We start from the raw sequence: 18876 nt of genomic DNA on the forward strand, positions 1-18876 counted from the left end.
CTCAGCGCTTTTTATGCGATGAGACGGGAAATACGAGCGTCTGGCCATCCCGCGCGGCAAAAGCGCCGGCAAACCTGTCTTTGGCCAATTTCTCCATCTCGTCCAACTGATCGTCGGTGCGCGACGGATCGTGGTGAAACAGGGCAAGCCCCCGCGCGCCGGCAGCCTCACAGAGCTTGACGCCCTGTTGCCATGTCGAGTGCCCGTTGCCGCGGTAGCGCTCCATTTCCTCTTCGGTGTAGGTGCAATCGTAAATGACGAGGTCGGCATCCTCGATGAGATCGAGGATCGCCTGATCGAGCTGGCCCGGCTCGTGCTCGGTGTCCGTGATCACCGCCACGACGCGGCCACCCCATTCGACCCGGTAGCCTATGCAGCCACCGGGATGGGTAAGACTGCCGGTTCGGACCACCACCCCTTGGCCCGGCCGAAGCACGTCTCCGGATACGAAATCGCGATAGTCGAGGCTTGCCTTGCAGACATCCAGTCTCACCGGAAACCAGGGCGGCCGCATGAACTCATCGACCATCTGCCGGGTCGTCATGCGTCCTGCAAGATGCCCGGACCAAAGCCTGAGTTTGACGCTCCGGTCATACATCGGCTTAAAAGCCGGCAGCCCGATGACGTGATCGTAATGGCAATGGGTGAAAAACAGGTCGAAATCGGTCACGCCCGACGCCCGAAGCGCCCAGCCGGCAGGCCGCAGACCAGAGCCCGCGTCGAATAGAAGCGTATGCTTGCCGCATCGCATCTCGATGCAGATTGTGTTGCCGCCATAGCGAGAGAATTCTGGCCCCGATACCGAAATGCTGCCGCGCACGCCCCAAAACCTGACCAGGAAAACGTCGTCGTCCATGCAAGCCCTTCGTAGTCCCCCTCGGCCATCGTAGCCAAACAACTGCTGCTAGGCGAGAAAGGTTTTCCTCCTGATGACCTTGTCCGTGAGAGGCCCGTACCATCACGACGGCAAGGATCGAGCGCAATTCATTCGTTATTGGCGCTTCGCGCGTCGATCAGATCCGCGGTCGTATGGCTCAGGCGATCGGCAAGAACCCGAACCATCTCGATGGTCATTTCCGGGAACTCCTTCATAAGCCTCAGGAAATGATCCTTATGAATTCTCAAGGCTTCGACCGGACTTGCGGCTCTGACGGTGGCCGTGCGGGAGCTGTTGCACAATATGGCGATCTCGCCAACGATCGAATTTGGCAGCAGTTCGGCAACTTTTATCGGTCCGCTGTCGGAATCGACCAGAATATCCGCCCTGCCTGAAAGGATGACATAGGCCGCATCTCCCTCATCACCCTGCCGGAAAAGGATCTGGCCGGCGGCGTAGCTCACGCGATCGGATGTGAACGCAAGCAGCTTGAGCTTTGTCGGCTCTATGCCAGAGAACAAGGGAACGCGTTGCAGCATTCCAACCTCATCCTTGAGCAGCATTGTCGCGAACCTTCCCAAAACTCACGTCTGCGAGACTAGAACAACCGACCCCCAGATAGGATCAATTCTGTTTCCGGGTGGCGGGACGAACCACGCGAAAGGTGGCGGGCCCGATCAGCCGGAAACCCGAATCCCTTGACCTTGCCACAAGTTCCCACCGGCAGAATGATCCCATCTGAATGTCCAATGCTCTATGATAGCAGTTCCTTGAAGATACCGCTCTCCGCCAAAAGTGTCTCGTGTGTTCCGTCTTCAACCAATTGGCCCGAGTCGAAGACGACAACGCGATCGAACATCATCCCCATTGCCGGATTCGTCACCACCCACACAATTGCCGGCGAATGGCCGTCGCGTCTGGCCTCCTCGAGCACGTTTTGCAGCACCTTGTCCTGCATACGCTGGTCGAGCGCCGACAGCGGCCGGTTGAGAATGAGAAAATCGGGACGCTTGAGCAGGGCCCGGGCGACGTCGAGCTTCTGTCGCTGTCCACCGGTCAGCCGCCTGCCGCCGGAACCGACATTGAAGTCCAGACCGACATCCAGAACTTCGGCATAAAGCCCCAGCTCGTCAAGAATGTCATAGACGATGGAGCGTATGCGGTCCGGCGCGTCGGGATGGTTGTTGCCCACGCGGCCGAACAGGACATTGTCCATGACGGTAGCCGCGGCGATGTATTTGGCGGGATCATACCGTTCGACCGCATTCTGCAGCTCGGGCGGCAGGTTTTCATAGAATCCGTTGCGCGCAGCGACGATCTTGCTCATCAGCTCGTCGCTCAGCAGGCCGAAGCGATGCCGGGGCTCGATATAGGCAAAGCTCAAGGTGACGATCATGGCGCGATCGTTCTCTGAGACCGCCTCGTAGGGACGGTTCTTGAGCCGTTGCAGCAAGGTTTCGTAGGCGGGTATCTCCTCGGCGCTCATGAAGGCGAGCTGCTGGAAGAACTGGTGATCGGGCGGCAGGTCGGCAAACAGCTCGATCGCCTGGTCTGCGATCTCCATGCCCATTTCGTAGAGCGTGCGGTCGAGGCCGGCCTGGCTCAGCACAGAAGCAAAATACGGATTGGCCGCCAGAGCCCTGTCGGCCAGTTCGGGGCCGGCGGCAGCGCCGAAGAGCAGGTTCTGGCCGATCGTTGCTTCCTTGTTGTAGGCGCCCGGTTCGAAAGGAACCACCAGTCCGCTCAGCCCTTCGTGTTCCAGCCGCGTTCGCAGCGCCGCACGCAGTTCGACGATTCGCCTGGCAAGCTCCGTGTGACGCGTCAGGTCGGCCGAAGAGCGCAGGCCAAGATCCAGAATGTCGCGCGACAGAATAACCGCGTCGAGCACCCGGCGCACGGCTTCAAAGAGGTCGTGCGGGCCGGTAGCGCCGGCGGAAGCATAGTCGATCCAGTCGCTTTGGATATCATGATCGGGATTGCCCGACCGGCGCGCCTCGTGGATGTTCCAGCGGCGCTGGTCCGCCGCAGCGCCGTCGTAAGTCACCGATGTCAGCGGGGCATGCTTCAACCCGTAGAGCAGGTTGTCGCGGAGGCTTGCCTGGAACAAGAAAACATCCGACGAGGCATAGGACATGCGCCGGCCGGTCACTGCTTCGGGGAGTTCAAGCAGGTCGTGGGCGCCCGAAGCGACCTTGCCGCCTTTCGGCCGGTTCAGCCGCGCGAAGGCTTCCGCCAGCGCCTCCGCTCCACCTGTTGCGGTACTGACCAGCGCCACCGTCTCACCCGGCTTGACCTGGAGGGAGATACGGTCGAGGAGCAATGCACCGCCATCGTCCGCTACCGACAGACCGATCGCCGACAGCGTGTCGGTCATCGGCCCGGGGGCGTCGATCGTCAATGCCCCGATTGTCGGTGCAATGACACCGTCGACGGTGAACTGTTCGACGACCTGCTGATATTTGACCTGGACATCCTGCCGCGCCTGATCCCAGTCGATCAGTTCCTTCATCGGTCCGGGCAGGTCCTTGTAGGCGCCGATCACGGCCACGAGCTGGCCGACGTCCAGCCGCCCCTCGATGACCAGATACCCGCCGATCATGTAGAACAGGAAGGGCGTCAGCTGCGCGAGAAAATTGTTGAGGAACTTTACCATGAATTTCCATTGGTAAAGATCGAAGCGGATCTTGAAGATGAGCCCGAGCCGGGCAGCTATGTCGGCGCGCTCGTAGTTCGAGGTGTCGTGGACGTGAACCGCGCCGATGCCGTCGACGATTTCGCCAACCCGGCCCGAAAGCGCGCGCGCCGTCAGCTGCCGTTCGCGACCGAGCACGATCAGCCGCCGCCGCATTCGCGGGATCAGCACGATCTGGATCACCACGATCACGACCGCTATCGTTCCGAGCCAGAAATTCTGGACCATGATGAACAGCATGGCCGTCAGCGCCTGGCCGCCGAGCAGCACCGGCTGCAGGAAGGCGTCGCCGATGAAGCCGCCCAGCGGCTCCACCTCGTCCTTGACCATGGTCGCCACTTCGGCGGATTTCACCCGTTTGAAGTAAAACGGCGGAAACCGCAGCACTCGATCGACCAGATCGAAGCGGATACGCCGCAGCATGCGTTCGCCGAGGCGGCCCTTGTAGGTGTTGATGTAGAGTTTGAACAAGCCGTTGATGACGACCAGCAACAGGAACACGACGCTGAGGGCAAGCAGCGTCGCCGAGCGGTCGAGCTGAAAGCCGGAGAAGAACTGGACCTCGCCAATGAACGGCAGGTCATAGTGCAGTCTCATGAATGGCTGGGTGGCGCCCGGTTGCTCGAAGCCCTTGCCTTGGATCGGGCCGTTGACGATCAGCTTCGGCAGGTCGAAGGACATGAAATACGGGATCATCGAAAGCAGGACGATCATCAATATCCAGAGCTGCTGCTTCCTGGTGTGCCTCCAGATATAGCGGGCTAGGCTGGGTTCCATATGCGACTGTGGGTCCTTCAGCTGGAAGGATGCAGGATGTGAGAGCACCTGCCGTCGAAGGGCGCATCGGCAAGGTCTTCGTCGCCAAAGACAAGCTCGCAGCCGCAGTGCAGCACCCAGGACGCCTTCGGTCCGGACAGATGCAACCGGCCCTCTCCGGGCAATGGCGCAGCGGCTAACAGCATAATCACGTCCCGGATCAAACAGCCTTGCGGGGGGCAAGATTGCGTTGTGTCGCCCGAAATCCCACCATACAAGACGACTATGATGGATGTCACGCAACCACGCAATGCCGCCTTGGACGGGCACGAGCAGGCCCTGGACCTTACGCGGGGAATTGCTGCCTATGTCAACCACCCTCTCGTGAGCGGGCTGGCACGCGTCATCGCCAAGCATCCGCGGGCCGACATCGCCAACGCCTTCAACCACAAACAGGTCGCGTGCAAGATGTGGGCGCTCGACAGGCTGTTCGAAAGCTGCGGCGGCCGGTTCGAGCGCATATGGGTGCTGGGTGGATGGTACGGCGTATTGCCGGCAATGCTTTTCAACGACGCCCGTTTCGACATAGCGGCGGTCGATAGCATCGACATCGATCCCGAAGTCGGCGCGGTGGCCCTGACCCTCAACCGGGAAGCCGGCGACCGGTTCCGGGCGCTGACGGACGATATGTACGCACTCGACTATGCGGCCGGGCAACCCGACCTTGTGGTCAATACAAGCTGCGAACACATAGCCGATCTCGGCGCCTGGCTTGCTCTGCTTCCGCGCGGCACGACGGTCCTGCTGCAATCGAACGACTATTTCAGCGAGCCGACGCACGTCAACTGCGTGGCTTCACTGGCAGCCTTCGAAGTCATGGCGGCGCTGCGCGAGATCAGGTTCTCCGGCGAGCTGCCGACGAAGAATTATACGCGCTTCATGCTGATTGGAACTGTTTGAAGCGCTTTGCGCGTCTCTAACCCGGGCGCGACCCGCGTTAGGACTTCAAGGACCAGGTTCGATGCCGCTCGCGCAGGATTTGCGCCGCGTGATGCGCGCCTTCCAGGTCGAGGCGATGCGCGGATGGCGCCGGCGCCACCAGCGCCTGTTCGATCGCTTGCGCCAAACCTTCAGGCGTTAAGTCCTTTTCCGTCAGCACCGTTGCAAGACCGAGTTCTTCGAGCATCAGGGCGCGAACCGTTTGTTCGGTTTCCCCACCGGCTGCAAATGGAACCAGCAGGGAGCGGCAACCCGCGCGCAGGACATCGCAGACCGTGTTGTAACCCGCCTGCGAGACCGACAGACGGGCGCCGGTCAGCAGGCTGGCGAAATCCTCGCGGAACCGGAAGATGGACAGCCCCGGCGTGGCATCGCGCGCGATGGCGTCAAATTCGTCTTTCGGCAAGTTTGGGCCGGTGATCAAACACCATTTCCAAGCGTTGTTGGCATTCCTTGCGGCGGCGATGGCGGAGCTGACCAGGTGTTTTCCGGCAGCGCCGCCGCCAACCGACACCAGAACGTCGAAGCGCTCTGAGGCCGCGGGCGGTGGCGGCGCCGCAACGAGCCCCGTGTAGGTGACCTCGGCTGTGATCGCCCCAGCCAGTGGAAATGTCTTGTCGATGGTTGCGAAAGCCGGATCGCCGTGAACCATGACAAGGTCGAAATGCCTGTTGATAAGATCGACCGTTTCCTCGTTTCGGCCCGGCTTGACGCGCTCCTGAAGGATATCACGGACAGACGTCGCCAACAGCGGCCTGGGCGACGTCGCGTCGATGGCCTCGATCAGCGGCATGAGTTCGAAACGCATCTGCCGGCGTCCAAATGGAAACGCCTCGATCATGACGATATCAGGCCTGCAATCCCGAAATGCCTGCAGCAGCATCTCTGAACGCCGCTTCTTGAAATCATCGTCGATGGGTTTGCCTTGCAGGTCGACAAGGCCGGAAAATCCTTCATCACTTGAGGTGACAGGTGGCAGGATTACCGACTTTACCCCCGGTCCCGGAAACCCCGCGACCGGCGCTCCGCCGGTCACGACGGTGACGTCAAACCCATCATCGACCAGAGCCGCCGCGATGCGGCTGGTGCGCGCGAGATGACCGATGCCGAGCAGGTGCTGGACATACAAGAAGGCGCGCAGCCGCTTCATTCGGCAGCCTGCCACTCCTGTTGGAACAGCTGCTTGAGCTGCCCAATGCTTGCCATATGGTCGAAATTGCTTCGCACGCGCCGTTCGGCGGCGTCGCCGAGGCGAGCGCGCAGCGCGGGATCACGGATCAGGCGCTCCAGCGCCTGTGCCAAGGCAATCGGGTTTTCCGTCGGAACCAGCAGCCCGGTTTCATCCGGCGACAAAAGCTCCGGCACGCCGGAAACATCGGTCGACACGCAGGCAAGCCGCTGGCTGGCCGCCTCGACCAGAACATTCGGCAGGCCGTCCCGGTCACCATTTGCAGTGATCCTGCAGGCCAGGGCGAAAATGTCGGCGCTTCGGTAGTGCTCAAGCACCTCCTCCTGCGCAAGCGCACCTTTCCAGGCGACGCGACCATCCAGGCCGAGCTTTCGCGCCAGCGCCTTGAGCCGTTCCAGTTCCTCGCCGCCGCCGATGTGCTCGAAACGCCACGCCAAATCGGCTGGCAGGAGGGCAAGGGCCTCCAGCAAGATATCGTAACCCTTCTTTTCGACGGCGCGCCCGACACTGAGAACGACAACCGGTTCGCCCGGCGCCGAGCCGTCATGCTGCTTTCGCGCCTCGCCGAAGCTGCCGAAGCGATCAAGATCGAGCCCATGATAGCTCAGATGCACGGACGAGTTGCCGTTGGCGAGTTCCTTCAGACGGTCGAAGCCTGTTTTTGTGCAGGTGACCGTCCAACGCGCCGAGGACAGCTTGCCGGCCAGATCCCAGTCCTCCGAAGTCCAGATGTCCTTGGCATGGGCCGAGCAACTCCAGGGCAGACCAAGAAGCAGGCTGGCATAGCGCGTCACCGATGCCGGCGTGTGCACGAAGTGCGCATGCAACCATCCCGCGTCCTGCGGCCATTCGGCCGCCAGCACGAGTGCCTGCCCGAAGCGGCGCACGCGATTGCGCGTAAAGTCGCGGGGGATATCGGTCGCCAGCGATCCGAGCGCGCGCCAGAAGCCCGGACGCGGCAGACAGGCAAACAGCGAGCGAACCACGCGTAGCGGCTCTTGATGCAGATATTCCGGCAGATAATGGACCGGCGCCTTGATCTCGTCATGCACGGGGTGGCGTTTCGCGTCGGTCGGCCGCCTGAGCGCGACGAGTACCAAGTCGAACCCCGCACGCTCCAGACCGAGCAGTTCCTGCGCGATGAAGGTTTCCGACAGCCGCGGATAGCCCTTCAGAACCACGACGATCTTGCGACGTTGCAACTCAGTTCGATCCTTCGATGACCGAAAGGTGATGGCCGGCCCGCCGGTCGAGCAGTTCCGCGACGATTTCGGAAATATGAGGCAGCCCTTCCAGCGTCAGATGCGGATTGCTCTGTGACGGGCGGGGCCGGTCCGGCAGCGCCACCAGTGCATCGGCAAACCGCTGGGAATCCTTGGCCTCTTCCGGCAAAAGCATCTCGATGAGGCCGAGTTCTGCTGCACGCCGGGCGCGGATCAGCTGTTCCTCGCGGGGTTCGATGCGCGGCACGATCAGCGCCGGCTTGTCGAAAGACAGGATCTCGCAATAGGTGTTGTAACCGCCCATCGCCACAACCGCCTTGGCGCCGGCGATCAGGTCTTCCATGCGGTTGTCGAACTCGATGATCTTGATGTAGGGGATCTTGGACCCCTTCCTGAGCAGCTTGTTGCGCTTGCGCGCCGGCATGTAAGGCCCAAGCACGATCAGCGCCCTGTGCTGTAATTGCGGATCCTGCTGATAGGCATCGATAACGTCGTGGATCAGTTCGGCGCCGTCACCCCCGCCACCGGTGGTAACGAGGATATAGTCGCCCTCGGGCCGATGGCCGGGCAACTCGTTCCGCGGCAGGCTCCGTTGCAGGAAACCGACGAAGGTCATCTTTGCCCTGACAGCCGGCGGCACATCCAGGCCGGTCAACGGATCGTAGAAATCCGGCGGACCATAGGCCCAGACCTTGTCGTAGAACATGCCAATCTTTCGCATCACATCCCTGCGTGCCCACTCGGCTTCGAGCAGATGCGGCGCATCCATCACCTCGCGCAGGCCCAGCACGAGCGTGGTGCCTCGCGTCTTGAGGTAGGACAGCGTGTCCTCGATCTCGCCGCGCAGGCCGAGCGGTTCCTTGTCCACGATGAAGATATCCGGCCGAAAGCTCTCGGCCGTGTGGCGGATAATCGACTGGCGCATCCTTAGCGTCTCGTGCAGATCGATATCCTTTTCCAGCGAGGTATATTCGCCGTTGCGCAACTTGATGACGCTGGGGATCTTCACGAAGTCGACACGGGCGCGGTAATCAAAGGCGCCAGCGATGGTCGCACCCGAAATGATTAGCACCTGAAGTCCGCGGAAATCCTCGACCAGCGAATGCGCGATAGTCCGGCAGCGCTGCAGGTGGCCGAGCCCGAACGTGTCGTGGCTGTACATGAGAATTCGAGTGTTTTCTGCGTGCTGGGTCATTGTTGAACGTCTTTTCGAATTCTCGCCTTGAGGGCCGTCACCGACCCGCAGGCTCCGAAACCATCCTGGTCTACCGACCTGTTTTGAAACATGAAGGCGCAATTTTCAATTTGAATCACCCAAGAAGCCGCAGATCGCCTAGCAATCCGCGAACCCACCGACTTCTCTGCACACTGCGCCGACCGGCGCGAACGCGAAAGGCCCGATGGCGCTATTCACTCCAGAATCACACTTCGTTGTGGGCACGGACGCGCGGCGATATCGCGCAATTGTCTAGCTCGCAATGATGACGTCTTGCACCACAACATGGGCTTCTTCAAGGTAGGAGCAACGACGGGCATGGATGTCTTGCTTGCCGTTTTGAGGGAAGGCTACAGCGCGATGCCGCTCATGATTCGACGATTGGGAGCCAGGAATCCGGCGCGTCCGGCACGACGTCTCCGATATCTAACCGCGATGTTTGTCCTGATTGCCGGGTCGCTTGTCGTCGGGATAGCCCTCTTCCTGGCCGGTCCGGCACAGGCCCAGGCGCCGGCGACCGTCCCGCCCGAAAGGGTCAAACAGCTGTTCGAGCTTCTCGACGATCCGTCGGTGAAGGCCTGGGTGGCCGAACAACGAAATCAGGACGCCGGCTCAACGGCAGCCCCTGCCGCGGCAGGCGCTTCACCGGCTGACGCATCGTCCGACGCCGCGGCCGCACCGGGCCAGATGAACACGATGGCATCCTCGACGCTCGATCGGATCAAGCATCACATCGAACGGATCGTGCGAACTTTGCCCTCGCTGCCCGGCCAATTCGCGCGCGTTCGGGAAGCGACCATGGAGGATATGTCCAGCAGGGGACCTGCCGGCGTATTGATGCTGATCGCGATTTTCATCGCTGCCGGCCTTGCGCTCACCTGGGCAACGTACAAGCTGACGCGTCCATTTCGCCTTTGGATTATCGCGCAATCGAAGGATACGCCGACCGGGCGGGCCAAGAAGATTGGTGGCCGCCTGCTTTATTCCAGCCTGCTGATCGTCTCGTTCGCGCTGGGCAGCGCCGGCGCGTTCATGCTGTTCGACTGGCCAATGCTCATCCGTGAGATCGTGCTGACATTCCTGATGGCTGCAGTCGTTACATGGGGGGTGCGCACGTACCTCATAGCCCTGCTCGTCCCTTCCTTCATGCAGGTCGAGAACGCCGTCGAGGTTCGTGCCTTGCCGGTCAGCAACGAGACGGCCGACCATTGGTCCTATTGGCTGACGCGGATCGTCGGCGTCTTCGCCTTCTTCGCCGCCGCCTTTATCCTCCTGCCGGGTCTCGGCATCGACCGTGACGGCATGATGGTGCTGTCGGTGGGCGCCGATTTCGTGCTGCTGGTGCTCCTGCTGCTTGCCGTCTGGCGTCGGCCTAGGACACGGCGGGACGATGGGCACGGCCACACGGCAGCGACATGGCTGTTGACTGCCTATTTCGTCGCTCTGTTCCTGGAGCGCATCGTCGGCCTGTACACGTGGTTTTGGTTTACCTTGGCCGCATTCGTCCTGCCTTTTGCAATCCTGCTGACGCAGCGCGGGGTCAATTTCGTCCTGCGGCCGGGTTCGGAAGATGCCGGCCGGCCTACGATCCCGGCGGTGACGATCGCTGTGATCGATCGCGGAATCCGGATGATCCTGATCCTGGCGGCGGCTTACCTTCTTGCGCGTGTCTGGGGTCTGGACATGCAGGCCATGCGAGACGGCGATACGACGACCACGCTCATATTGCGCGGCTTGATCAATGTCATTGTCATTGCTCTTGCCGCCGATTTCGGCTGGTCGATCATCAAGGCCTTGATCGAACGAAAGCTGGGCATCGAAACGCCGCATGCGGTGATCGGCGAGGAGGACATCCCAACCCTCGATCCGCAGCAGGCGCGGCTGCGCACGCTGTTGCCCATCATCCAGAACATTCTGCTGGCAGTGATCGTCGTTATGGCGGTGCTGATGATGCTCGCCTCAATTGGTATCCAGATCGGCCCGCTGATTGCCGGCGCCGGCGTCGTCGGCGTCGCCGTGGGTTTTGGTGCACAAACCATCGTCAAGGACGTGATCTCAGGCGTGTTTTATCTGCTCGACGATGCGTTTCGCGTCGGCGAATACATTTCATCGGGCAGCTACAGGGGTACGGTGGAGAGCTTTTCGCTGCGCTCCGTGAAGCTGCGGCACCATCGGGGCCCGCTGTTCACAATACCTTTCGGTGAACTCGGAGCCGTCCAGAACCAGAGCCGCGACTGGGTTACCGACAAATTCAACATCACCGTCGGCTATGACACCGACATCGACTTCGCTCGCAAGCTGATCAAGCGGATAGGCCTGGAGTTGGCGGAAGATCCCGAATTCAAACACTGGGTGATCGAACCGATCAAGATGCAGGGCGTACAGGAGTTCGGTGAGTACGGCATCGTATTGAGGGTCAAGGTCACAACCAGGCCTGGAGGCGCCTTCGCTATGAAAGGCAGATTCTTTCTACGCCTCCGCCAGGCCTTCAAGGAGCAGGGCATCGAACTCCCATTCCCGACCGTCCACGTCGAGGGGCTGCAGAACCCACATGGGGCAGAGAATGCGCCTGTGGAGATCACACCGGAGCTAAAGATGGCCGTTGCGCAGTCGCATACCAATCGGCGCAGAAAAAAAGCGAGCACAACGGAGTAGGAAAGCTGTGACGCCCGCTGGTCGCCGCGGAATGTCGATTTGCATCAACGAGGCTGCAACCCTCGGTGATCCTTGCTCGTTTCCGATGGCGATGCGGCACCCGCATCCATGCTAGCTCAATTGGGTGTGGCGTTCCTCACATCGGAAGCTCGGGGCTATTTTCGGCAAAGTATTCATGACTATCGCCATTTTCTGTAGCTTGCGGGGGGTTTTCAACCGCGAGTTGCTTGGCGAAATTTTGACCGCCGGAGGAATAGTCGTCCGTGAAGGCGACGACCTCAAAGTGACTAATTTCGTGTACAATCGTTCCAGATCTTGAATCCGTTCCTTTCAGAGCGGCCGACCAGAACTTTTGACAAACAAAAATATTATAAGGTTGATCACGGAACACATACGCATAGACATCCGGTCCGCAGATGCTGCCGTGGCATCCAAACGTTATTGTCTTGTTTGCAAGAGCATCCGCAATCTTCGAGAAATTTCCAGTGGCCTTTGCGTACAGTCCTACGGTATGCGCCCCAAACCATGTCCGATATCGTTGGGAATTCGGCTGCTGGGCAGAGGGCGTGCCCTGCAAAACCTGCAGGGCAGCCGAGGCTATGTTGTTTGCCTCCGCCAGCGCAGCGCCAATATCAGCCTGTTGAGAGCTGTCACAATGGTCGAATCTGGGTGCCGAGAGCGGTATCCGTTCCGGAGGAATTCGACCGGATAGAAGCCTGAACGTGGCGGCGTTGCTCAGAACCTGGGCGCGTCTCAGGGCAGCTGGATGACCAACCAGCAGACCCACTCGCTCTGTATCATAGGTAACCGCATAGTTCCCTGCTTCATAGATGGCGTAGTACAATGACAGATCGACGGTCGCCGAAATCGATCGTCCGGGTTCGATATCGATAAAATCAGCCTCGGTCGGTTCTGCTCGCTTCACCAAAGGGCCAATATACTGAATTGGCTGCGACCCTCTCGTCACTGAAAAAATTTGGCCCGAGACGCCGTCGATCGGCGTGGTCCATCTGAGCACCCTGATCGGGCTGCCCGATCGGTTCGTGAGAGTAAAAACAATAGTTAGGGGGGTATCGTTTCCATAAGAAGTCAGGCGCGATTGCAGAACTATCTCAATTTCCTGATTCTGCTGCGCAAACGCCAAGGGCACAAGGCTAAAAAAATACAAAAGTACAAGCGTCACACTCCGAACAATACTTGGCATTTTACGCTCCCATATAACCACGATCAGACGGAATTGCTGCGTCTACGTGAGTTTTTAGTTTGCGATAACATACCTGAATCGCCCGCAGCCTACCTTACAAATTAGGAATGAAATTGCTGCGGGCTGGGCATTGCAACTTACCTCAGATTCAAAAAAACAGGAACGCGAAATCATGTCCGTTGCCGCGAATGTCAGCGATTTCGACTGACACCTCTTTCGGGGTGGTATAAGATGAATGGGTACTTTCCCATCAAGCTCCATAGAGGGGGCCATCATGAGCGAGCGTTGGAAAGGCATAATCACTAACTGCGCGAGTTTGAGAAATCTTGCCCTGGTTTGTGGGTTCTTTTTTGCTTTAAGCGGCACTGCTTCAGCTGATTCCTGCGGAACAGATGCTACTGCCGGTTGGGATGTCGAGAATCCTCCGGCCGAGGATCGTCAAGCAATTCAAGATCTCTTGTCCCGCTATGCCTGGACGATCGACGAAAGAAATGCACCCGCGTTCACTGGTCTCTTTGCGGAACCGAGATCGTCTTACTATAAGATTTGCAGTTCAGGCAACAGTATCCTCAAGTTGACACTCGGCATGGGTCCGGAGTCGGCAACCGATCTCCTCGGACAGATGACAATAATACTTAAGAAGATGGAGACCGATAGCCTCCAGACTCGGCACCTCGTGACCAATACCTTGTTCGACGTGGTTGACGATAAGACGGTGAACACCAAATCGATAGTCCTGGTGACTCTGCAGGACTCCCACTCTCCGGCACCGGTTCTTGACTATTCGGCGGATGCCCGGGCCTCTTTTGTAAAGGGGGACGACGGCAGGTGGCGATTTCAATCGCTTACAGTCTACGCCGACTATGTTGCTGGCTCTATCGCAGCGAAGAAGCGATGACGCCTAAAGATCGGCCATGGGTTCACTGGCACGCTCCAGTGGGCTGAAATGCGTGCCGTTGCGCTGATCGCTGCGGTCCTCGGCATTGTGTTTGTCCTAATATCCGGGACGATCGGGCTTCGACATGCAGCTTTCGTATCGACGCCGCAAGCCGGTGAGAGGCACGGCTCCGATCAGGACGACCTGGATTCGAAGTCGTTCGCCAACGCCGTTACGCGATGGAATCCCGACATCTTTTGGGCGCCGGCCTCAAAGAGCACCGACGTCATAACCAGGTCTGGCGATGAAGCGCGAGCGATCTTCGGTCCTATTCCCGACGGCGATTGCGACAGCCCACAGATGAAGGTCATCCCACTGGAAGTCGACGGCAATGTCGTCGACCTCAAGCCCAATCCAACAAAACCGGGCACTCCGCTGGAGTTCGAGCACAGGAACGAGAACGGAGAGGTGGTGAAATGGACGGCGACATTGCCCAAATGCGACAAGCCTTCGCTGACCGGCAGCACGACCTACTGTGGGCTGAACTCACGTGTCGTAAGGGTCGTGCGCGGCAACGTGGAATGGCTGTTCCTCTGCAGGAAATCCAATATCAGCCAGGAGGTCAGCACCGATCCCTACTGGACGCGGTCGGATCCGAGGTTTTCCGTCTTCGGCACCATCGGGTTCAACCGGAAATCCGGAGAAATTGTCTTCTTCGACGGCCGCAAGGACCAGAGCCAGTTCGATTGGTCAAAGCCCTTCGTTCCGCCGGGCGGGCGCAGCTATTCCGATGAAGCGGGAAGGGACACGGCGGAGAAAAACTATGATCCGACGTTCCAGATCTCGTGCCATGCATGCCATGACAACAAAAGCCCCTATGTGATCGATCCGCACATTGCGCAGAGCAGGGTCGGTTTTCGTTCGGCCGGCGATGCCAGATCGACGGCCTTCAGCCTGGGCGATTTTCTACCGCACCGGCCGCGGTTGCCGGACGCGCCGTTCCGCGTGGTCGGCTCCGGCTACACCGGCACCTACCGCAATGAACTCAGCCAAGCCAGGACGGTCGAAGATCCGACGGGCAACTGCACAAGCTGCCACACGCTTACCACACAAGTCACGGGCCGCCGTTTTGCCGCCGACGCGGCGGGGCACGAGCCGACAGTCACGTTGCCGACCTGGGTCCAGTTGCTCGAGCTGCACGAGGAACAGGTCGTCTACGCCGAGATAGAAGCACACCGCACGAACTGGGCGGCCGGCAGCGGTGGCATCCATCCCTGGATGTTGCCGGGGTCGGGCAATGACCTGTCCTCCAGCGCGCCGCGACTGAGCTCGGAAGACTGGCGCAAGCTGAGCGACTGTCTGTGGGGAGCCGGCGGCTCCGAGTGCGGCTACCGCCCGCTCTACACCGGCTGCCCGGCGCCGGAGGCGGAGGATGAAGGCTCTTCGCTCGCCGATGCCGGGATTCAGGTTTTGCCTCCCCTGCCCGGAGCGGCGGTGAAGACGCCTGTCCTTCGCGTAAGCTGGACCTTTCGCAACAGCTACGGTGGCGTTCCTGAGCGCGACGATGTCAGGATCAATGTGGCAGTCGGCGCCGGCGCGATTCCGGCAAACGGGGATCCACCGCAAAGCGGCGAATATCCGAGCATCGAGCAGGCAAAAGGAACCGACGCCGTGGCCATCTCCGGTCCCGTCAGTTCAGCCGGCTCCAGCTTGCTGGTCCAGGACGTTTCGTTTGCCGGCCACACGAAATGGAGCGACCCGACGCCGTCGATGACGCCGCGCACCTTCCAGATCGATCTGCCTGGCGAATGCAACCGACGCACCTTGATCCGGCTGGTGCCCAAACGGTTCTGCTTCGACCAAAGCCAAGCGGCATTCAGCGAGGCAGACCATTTGGTCTATGCCGACGTTCGGTGTGACGAGCATCGATGATCCATCTGACGCGATCGAAAGCGGCTGGTGAGCGCCGCGATTTGCGATAACATGACCGAGTGCTAAATGGTCGCCGCACCAAGGAGGGTCCCGGAGCGTGACCACGCCGGTTCCATTGGCTAGCCCGATTTTGCCCGGCCCGGCGAAGTCTGTTGCGGAGCGGCGTTATCTCACCATCCTGTTTTGCGACATGGTGGGGTCGACCGAATATGCCGACCGCCTGGATCCCGAGGATTTCCAACGCCTGATTGAGAGCTTTCTGCAGACCTGCAGCAGCGTCGTGCGGCGCCACAAGGGTGTGACGGCCAGCTACATCGGCGACGCCATACAGGCCTATTTCGGTTATCCGATAGCTGGCGAGGACGACAGCGAGGTCGCGGTGCTGGCGGCGCTCGAGATCGTCGATGCGGTGGCCACCATCTCGGCAAATCAGGGATATCCGTTGCAAGTGCGGGTGGGCATCGCGAGCGGCCAGGTCGTGGTGGGGGAGTTCGTCGGCGCGCCGAGTGGCGTATCCACCGTCGCCTTCGGCCACGTCGCGCATCTGGCGGCGCGGCTGCAGGTACTGGCCAAGCCGAATATGGTCCTTGTCGACGCGGCGACCTTCGAGGCGGCGAGCGGCGCAATCGATTTCACCAGGTTCGGCAAACATGAGCTGAAGGGATTCGCCGAACCGGTCCAGGTTTGGCAGGTGCAGCGGCAGCGTATGGTGCCAACCCGTTTTGCAAAGCGCGCGCATATGACCAGGCTTTGCGGCCGCAATGCCGAACTGCGACTGCTGATGGAGCGCTGGGAGACCGTCGTGCGCGACAGGCGCGGCAGTGCGGTGTGGGTCTCGGGAGAGTCGGGAATCGGCAAATCCCGGTTGCTCAACGAGATCCAGCAGCGCCTGCGCAGCTTTCCGCAGCTGACCATGCAATGTTCTCCGACCTTCGAGAACAGCACCCTTTATCCATTCCTCGCCGAATTGCAGAGGATCGCAACGATCGAGGACGGTGATCCAACGGAAGAAAAGCTCCGAAAGCTCAGCAACGGATTGTCGATGGGTTCGGTGTCCAGCGACGTCGCGCTGGCGATCTTCTCAAGCCTGCTCGGCATACCAACGGCCAGGCCGGACAGGCTCGAGGGAATTAGCGCCGAACGGCAGCGCAACATCGCCGAACAGGCGTTGATGGATCTGGTCGGTTATCTGGCGCGCACCACCCCGATCCTGATCTTGTTCGAAGATGAACAATGGGCCGATGCGACCTCGCGCGAGCTTCTCGACAAGATCGTCGCCAGCCTGGCTGCGACCCCCGCGCTGCTGCTCGTATCGAGCAGGAACACCGCAAGCCTTCCATGGTTCAACAGGCCGGATGTGCATCACATCAGGCTTGAAGCGCTCGGGCGCGAGGATGCCGAAGCGATTGTCCATGACATTAGTCCGAACGCGGTCGCCGCCGATGTTTCAGTGGTGCTTGATCGCAGTGAAGGCGTCCCGCTCTATATCGAAGAGCTTACCCGGAGCGTGGTCGAAACAGGGTTGCGGCTGGACGCAGCGCAGCCCAAGCGTTTGTCACTCGCGAACAACATTCCAAACTCCCTGCAGTTCTTGCTGCTTGCCCGCCTCGACAGGCTGGGGCCAGCAAAGGAAGTCGCGCAGATCGCAGCGGCGATCGGCCGGAAATTTGACTTCGACATACTGCGCGAGATTTGCGATTGGCCCGAAGCGGAGCTGCGCAACGCAGTTGGCGACCTGATGCGAACGGGGCTGGTCGTCGCCGAGCGAGGGACAGCCGGCGCGGGCTTTTCGTTCAGCCACGTGCTCCTGCAGCAGGCCGCCAGGGGCACGATGCTACACGAACGTGCGCAGCAGATTCATCGGTTGATTGCCGAATGTATCGAACTGCGCGACCGCAACGCGGCTTTTGCCCGTCCCGAAGTGCTCGCCGAGCATTTCGCCGACGCGGGTCTGTTCGATCGCGCCGCCGATTACTGGCTGCTCGCAGGGGTGAAGGCAGCCAAGACTTGGGCAAAAGCTGACGCGGTGCGTATCTTCAGGAAGGGGCTTGAAGCCGCGAAACTCTTGCCCGATTCCGACGATCGCAGCCGCAAGCTGCTTCGCTTCGAACTGGAGCTGGGCGACGTGCTCTACGCCGCGCAAGGCTACGTGACCGGCGAAGGCAGTGCCGCATATCAGCGGGCTATAGCACTGAGCGGGAAGCTCGGCGAACCGGAAGCGACGATCAGGGCGCTCGACGGGCTTTTCGGAACCCATTTCAACTCGGGCCAGTTTGGCAAGGCCCTTGCAGCCAGCGATGAGTTGATCCGGGTTGGCGAGGACGGCGGCTATCTGAACGCGCTCGTCATAGGTTTGCAGTTCAAGGGGATGACCCTGTTCAGTCAGGGCGAGTTGGTGGCGGCCCGGCAATATCTCGAGCGCGCTCTCAGCCACAAGGAAAGCGCGGACAAGGTCGGCAGCGACTTTCCGAGCATGGCCATGATCTACCTTTCCTGGACCTTGCATATTTTGGGATATCGCCGTCAGGCGCTCAAACTCTACCTCGAGGCCGAGACGACCGTTCGGCAGCAGCCCGCCTATCGCCTGGCCGCTTGCCTGGGAAACGGCTGCGTGTTGTTCGCCTTCCGCGAAGAAAGCAGTTTGATCGCTCGGCTTGCCGACGAACTCCTGCCGCTGGCGCAGGAAAACGGCTTCAATCTCTGGGCAAGGGTGGCGCGCTTTTTTGGCGGCCTGGCTGCATCGGACCTCGATGACAATCTGGCGGGAAGCCACATGATGGCATTGACCGAAAATGACCTTGAAGATCAGGAGGTCGACAAGTCGTGTTATTTAGGTTTACTCGCCAAGGCTTTCATGAACTCTGGACAATTCGATATAGCGGCAGAGACCGTTGAGAAAGGTCTGCACGAGGCCGAAAAGATCGGCGAGCATTACTTTACGGCCGCCTTGCTTCGCATTCGCGGTGAGATCGAACTTGCGAACGGAGCGGGAGACAGGGCGGCAGAGGCTTCTTTCCGCGAGGCGATTGCCTTTGCGCGGCGGCAGAACGCCAGGAGTTGGGAGCTGCAGGCGACCACCAGTCTGGCGAAGCTATTGCGGTCACAGGGCAGGTTCGAAGAGGCCCGTGCGGAATTGCGGGAGATCAACGATTGGTTCATCGCAGCAGACGTGGCGTGATCGACGCCTTGTGCCAGCTACGATCGGCCGGCGGGGCGCCGGATAGCTCCGCTGTTGATTTCGCTGGAAAGTTTCCAG

Annotated in this window: 12 protein-coding genes; 5 read left to right on the forward strand and 7 right to left on the reverse strand. The window is 60.2% G+C overall.

The annotated features are described in order from the left end of the window. Position 1: 1 nt before the first annotated feature. From PU724_RS22645 to PU724_RS22655, 3 genes are all read right to left on the reverse strand, one after another. Positions 2 to 856: an MBL fold metallo-hydrolase gene (locus PU724_RS22645; RefSeq protein WP_354422848.1), complete on the reverse strand. Its 855-nt coding sequence runs from the start codon at positions 854 to 856 to the stop codon at positions 2 to 4. A 128-nt stretch (positions 857 to 984) separates the two neighbouring features. Next, positions 985 to 1440: a cyclic nucleotide-binding domain-containing protein gene (locus tag PU724_RS22650; RefSeq protein ID WP_127284751.1), complete on the reverse strand. Its 456-nt coding sequence runs from the start codon at positions 1438 to 1440 to the stop codon at positions 985 to 987. 191 nt (positions 1441 to 1631) lie between these two features. Further along, the gene (locus tag PU724_RS22655; RefSeq protein ID WP_128275067.1) at positions 1632 to 4346 is read right to left on the reverse strand and encodes an ABC transporter transmembrane domain-containing protein; all 2715 of its coding nucleotides are present in this window, start codon (positions 4344 to 4346) and stop codon (positions 1632 to 1634) included. Positions 4347 to 4610: 264 nt separating this feature from the next. Between PU724_RS22655 and PU724_RS22660 the strand changes: the two genes are divergently transcribed. Then, positions 4611 to 5285, forward strand: a complete 675-nt coding sequence (locus PU724_RS22660) for a class I SAM-dependent methyltransferase (protein ID WP_426213651.1) — start codon at positions 4611 to 4613, stop codon at positions 5283 to 5285. Positions 5286 to 5322: 37 nt separating this feature from the next. Here the strand turns inward: PU724_RS22660 and PU724_RS22665 are convergent, their stop codons facing one another. The 3 genes from PU724_RS22665 to PU724_RS22675 are packed head-to-tail and all read right to left on the reverse strand — an operon-like array spanning position 5323 to position 8931. Next, complete coding sequence (locus PU724_RS22665; RefSeq protein WP_354422846.1) at positions 5323 to 6474, reverse strand: glycosyltransferase family protein; 1152 nt, start codon at positions 6472 to 6474, stop codon at positions 5323 to 5325. Beyond that, entirely contained in the window at positions 6471 to 7715 is a 1245-nt protein-coding gene (locus PU724_RS22670) for a glycosyltransferase (RefSeq protein ID WP_354422844.1), read from the reverse strand. The genes PU724_RS22665 and PU724_RS22670 overlap by 4 nt, the downstream gene beginning before the upstream one ends. 1 nt (position 7716) lies before the next feature. Beyond that, complete coding sequence (locus tag PU724_RS22675) at positions 7717 to 8931, reverse strand: glycosyltransferase family protein (RefSeq protein ID WP_127283545.1); 1215 nt, start codon at positions 8929 to 8931, stop codon at positions 7717 to 7719. Between the two features lie 339 nt (positions 8932 to 9270). Here PU724_RS22675 and PU724_RS22680 point away from each other — a divergent pair, with 339 nt between their 5' ends. Further along, positions 9271 to 11607 (forward strand): mechanosensitive ion channel family protein, encoded by a 2337-nt coding sequence (locus PU724_RS22680; RefSeq protein ID WP_426213652.1) that lies wholly within the window; start codon positions 9271 to 9273, stop codon positions 11605 to 11607. A 136-nt stretch (positions 11608 to 11743) separates the two neighbouring features. Here PU724_RS22680 and PU724_RS22685 read toward each other — a convergent pair whose 3' ends face one another. Continuing rightward, positions 11744 to 12811 carry a M35 family metallo-endopeptidase gene (locus PU724_RS22685; RefSeq protein WP_354422840.1) on the reverse strand — a complete coding sequence of 356 codons (1068 nt, stop codon included), beginning with the start codon at positions 12809 to 12811 and terminating at the stop codon, positions 11744 to 11746. Between the two features lie 274 nt (positions 12812 to 13085). Here PU724_RS22685 and PU724_RS22690 point away from each other — a divergent pair, with 274 nt between their 5' ends. The 3 genes from PU724_RS22690 to PU724_RS22700 all read left to right on the forward strand — a co-directional run bounded on the left by PU724_RS22690 (position 13086) and on the right by PU724_RS22700 (position 18798). Further along, positions 13086 to 13709 (forward strand): nuclear transport factor 2 family protein, encoded by a 624-nt coding sequence (locus PU724_RS22690; protein WP_354422838.1) that lies wholly within the window; start codon positions 13086 to 13088, stop codon positions 13707 to 13709. Between the two features lie 48 nt (positions 13710 to 13757). After that, positions 13758 to 15620, forward strand: a complete 1863-nt coding sequence (locus tag PU724_RS22695; protein WP_354422836.1) for a hypothetical protein — start codon at positions 13758 to 13760, stop codon at positions 15618 to 15620. Between the two features lie 97 nt (positions 15621 to 15717). Next, positions 15718 to 18798, forward strand: a complete 3081-nt coding sequence (locus PU724_RS22700; protein WP_354422834.1) for an ATP-binding protein — start codon at positions 15718 to 15720, stop codon at positions 18796 to 18798. Positions 18799 to 18876: the final 78 nt, after the last annotated feature.

The organism is Mesorhizobium abyssinicae (assembly GCF_049887195.1).
Classification (GTDB): domain Bacteria; phylum Pseudomonadota; class Alphaproteobacteria; order Rhizobiales; family Rhizobiaceae; genus Mesorhizobium; species Mesorhizobium abyssinicae.

Bases quoted from the DNA above. Each gene is read 5' to 3' on its own strand.
- PU724_RS22695 (WP_354422836.1), top strand. From the start codon at position 13,758: ATGCGTGCCGTTGCGCTGATCGCTGCGGTCCTCGGCATTGTGTTTGTC.
- PU724_RS22650 (WP_127284751.1), bottom strand. From the start codon at position 1,440: ATGCTGCTCAAGGATGAGGTTGGAATGCTGCAACGCGTTCCCTTGTTC.
- PU724_RS22645 (WP_354422848.1), bottom strand. From the start codon at position 856: ATGGACGACGACGTTTTCCTGGTCAGGTTTTGGGGCGTGCGCGGCAGC.
- PU724_RS22665 (WP_354422846.1), bottom strand. From the start codon at position 6,474: ATGAAGCGGCTGCGCGCCTTCTTGTATGTCCAGCACCTGCTCGGCATC.
- PU724_RS22675 (WP_127283545.1), bottom strand. From the start codon at position 8,931: ATGACCCAGCACGCAGAAAACACTCGAATTCTCATGTACAGCCACGAC.
- PU724_RS22685 (WP_354422840.1), bottom strand. From the start codon at position 12,811: ATGCCAAGTATTGTTCGGAGTGTGACGCTTGTACTTTTGTATTTTTTT.
- PU724_RS22690 (WP_354422838.1), top strand. From the start codon at position 13,086: ATGAGCGAGCGTTGGAAAGGCATAATCACTAACTGCGCGAGTTTGAGA.
- PU724_RS22655 (WP_128275067.1), bottom strand. From the start codon at position 4,346: ATGGAACCCAGCCTAGCCCGCTATATCTGGAGGCACACCAGGAAGCAG.
- PU724_RS22660 (WP_426213651.1), top strand. From the start codon at position 4,611: ATGATGGATGTCACGCAACCACGCAATGCCGCCTTGGACGGGCACGAG.
- PU724_RS22680 (WP_426213652.1), top strand. From the start codon at position 9,271: ATGGATGTCTTGCTTGCCGTTTTGAGGGAAGGCTACAGCGCGATGCCG.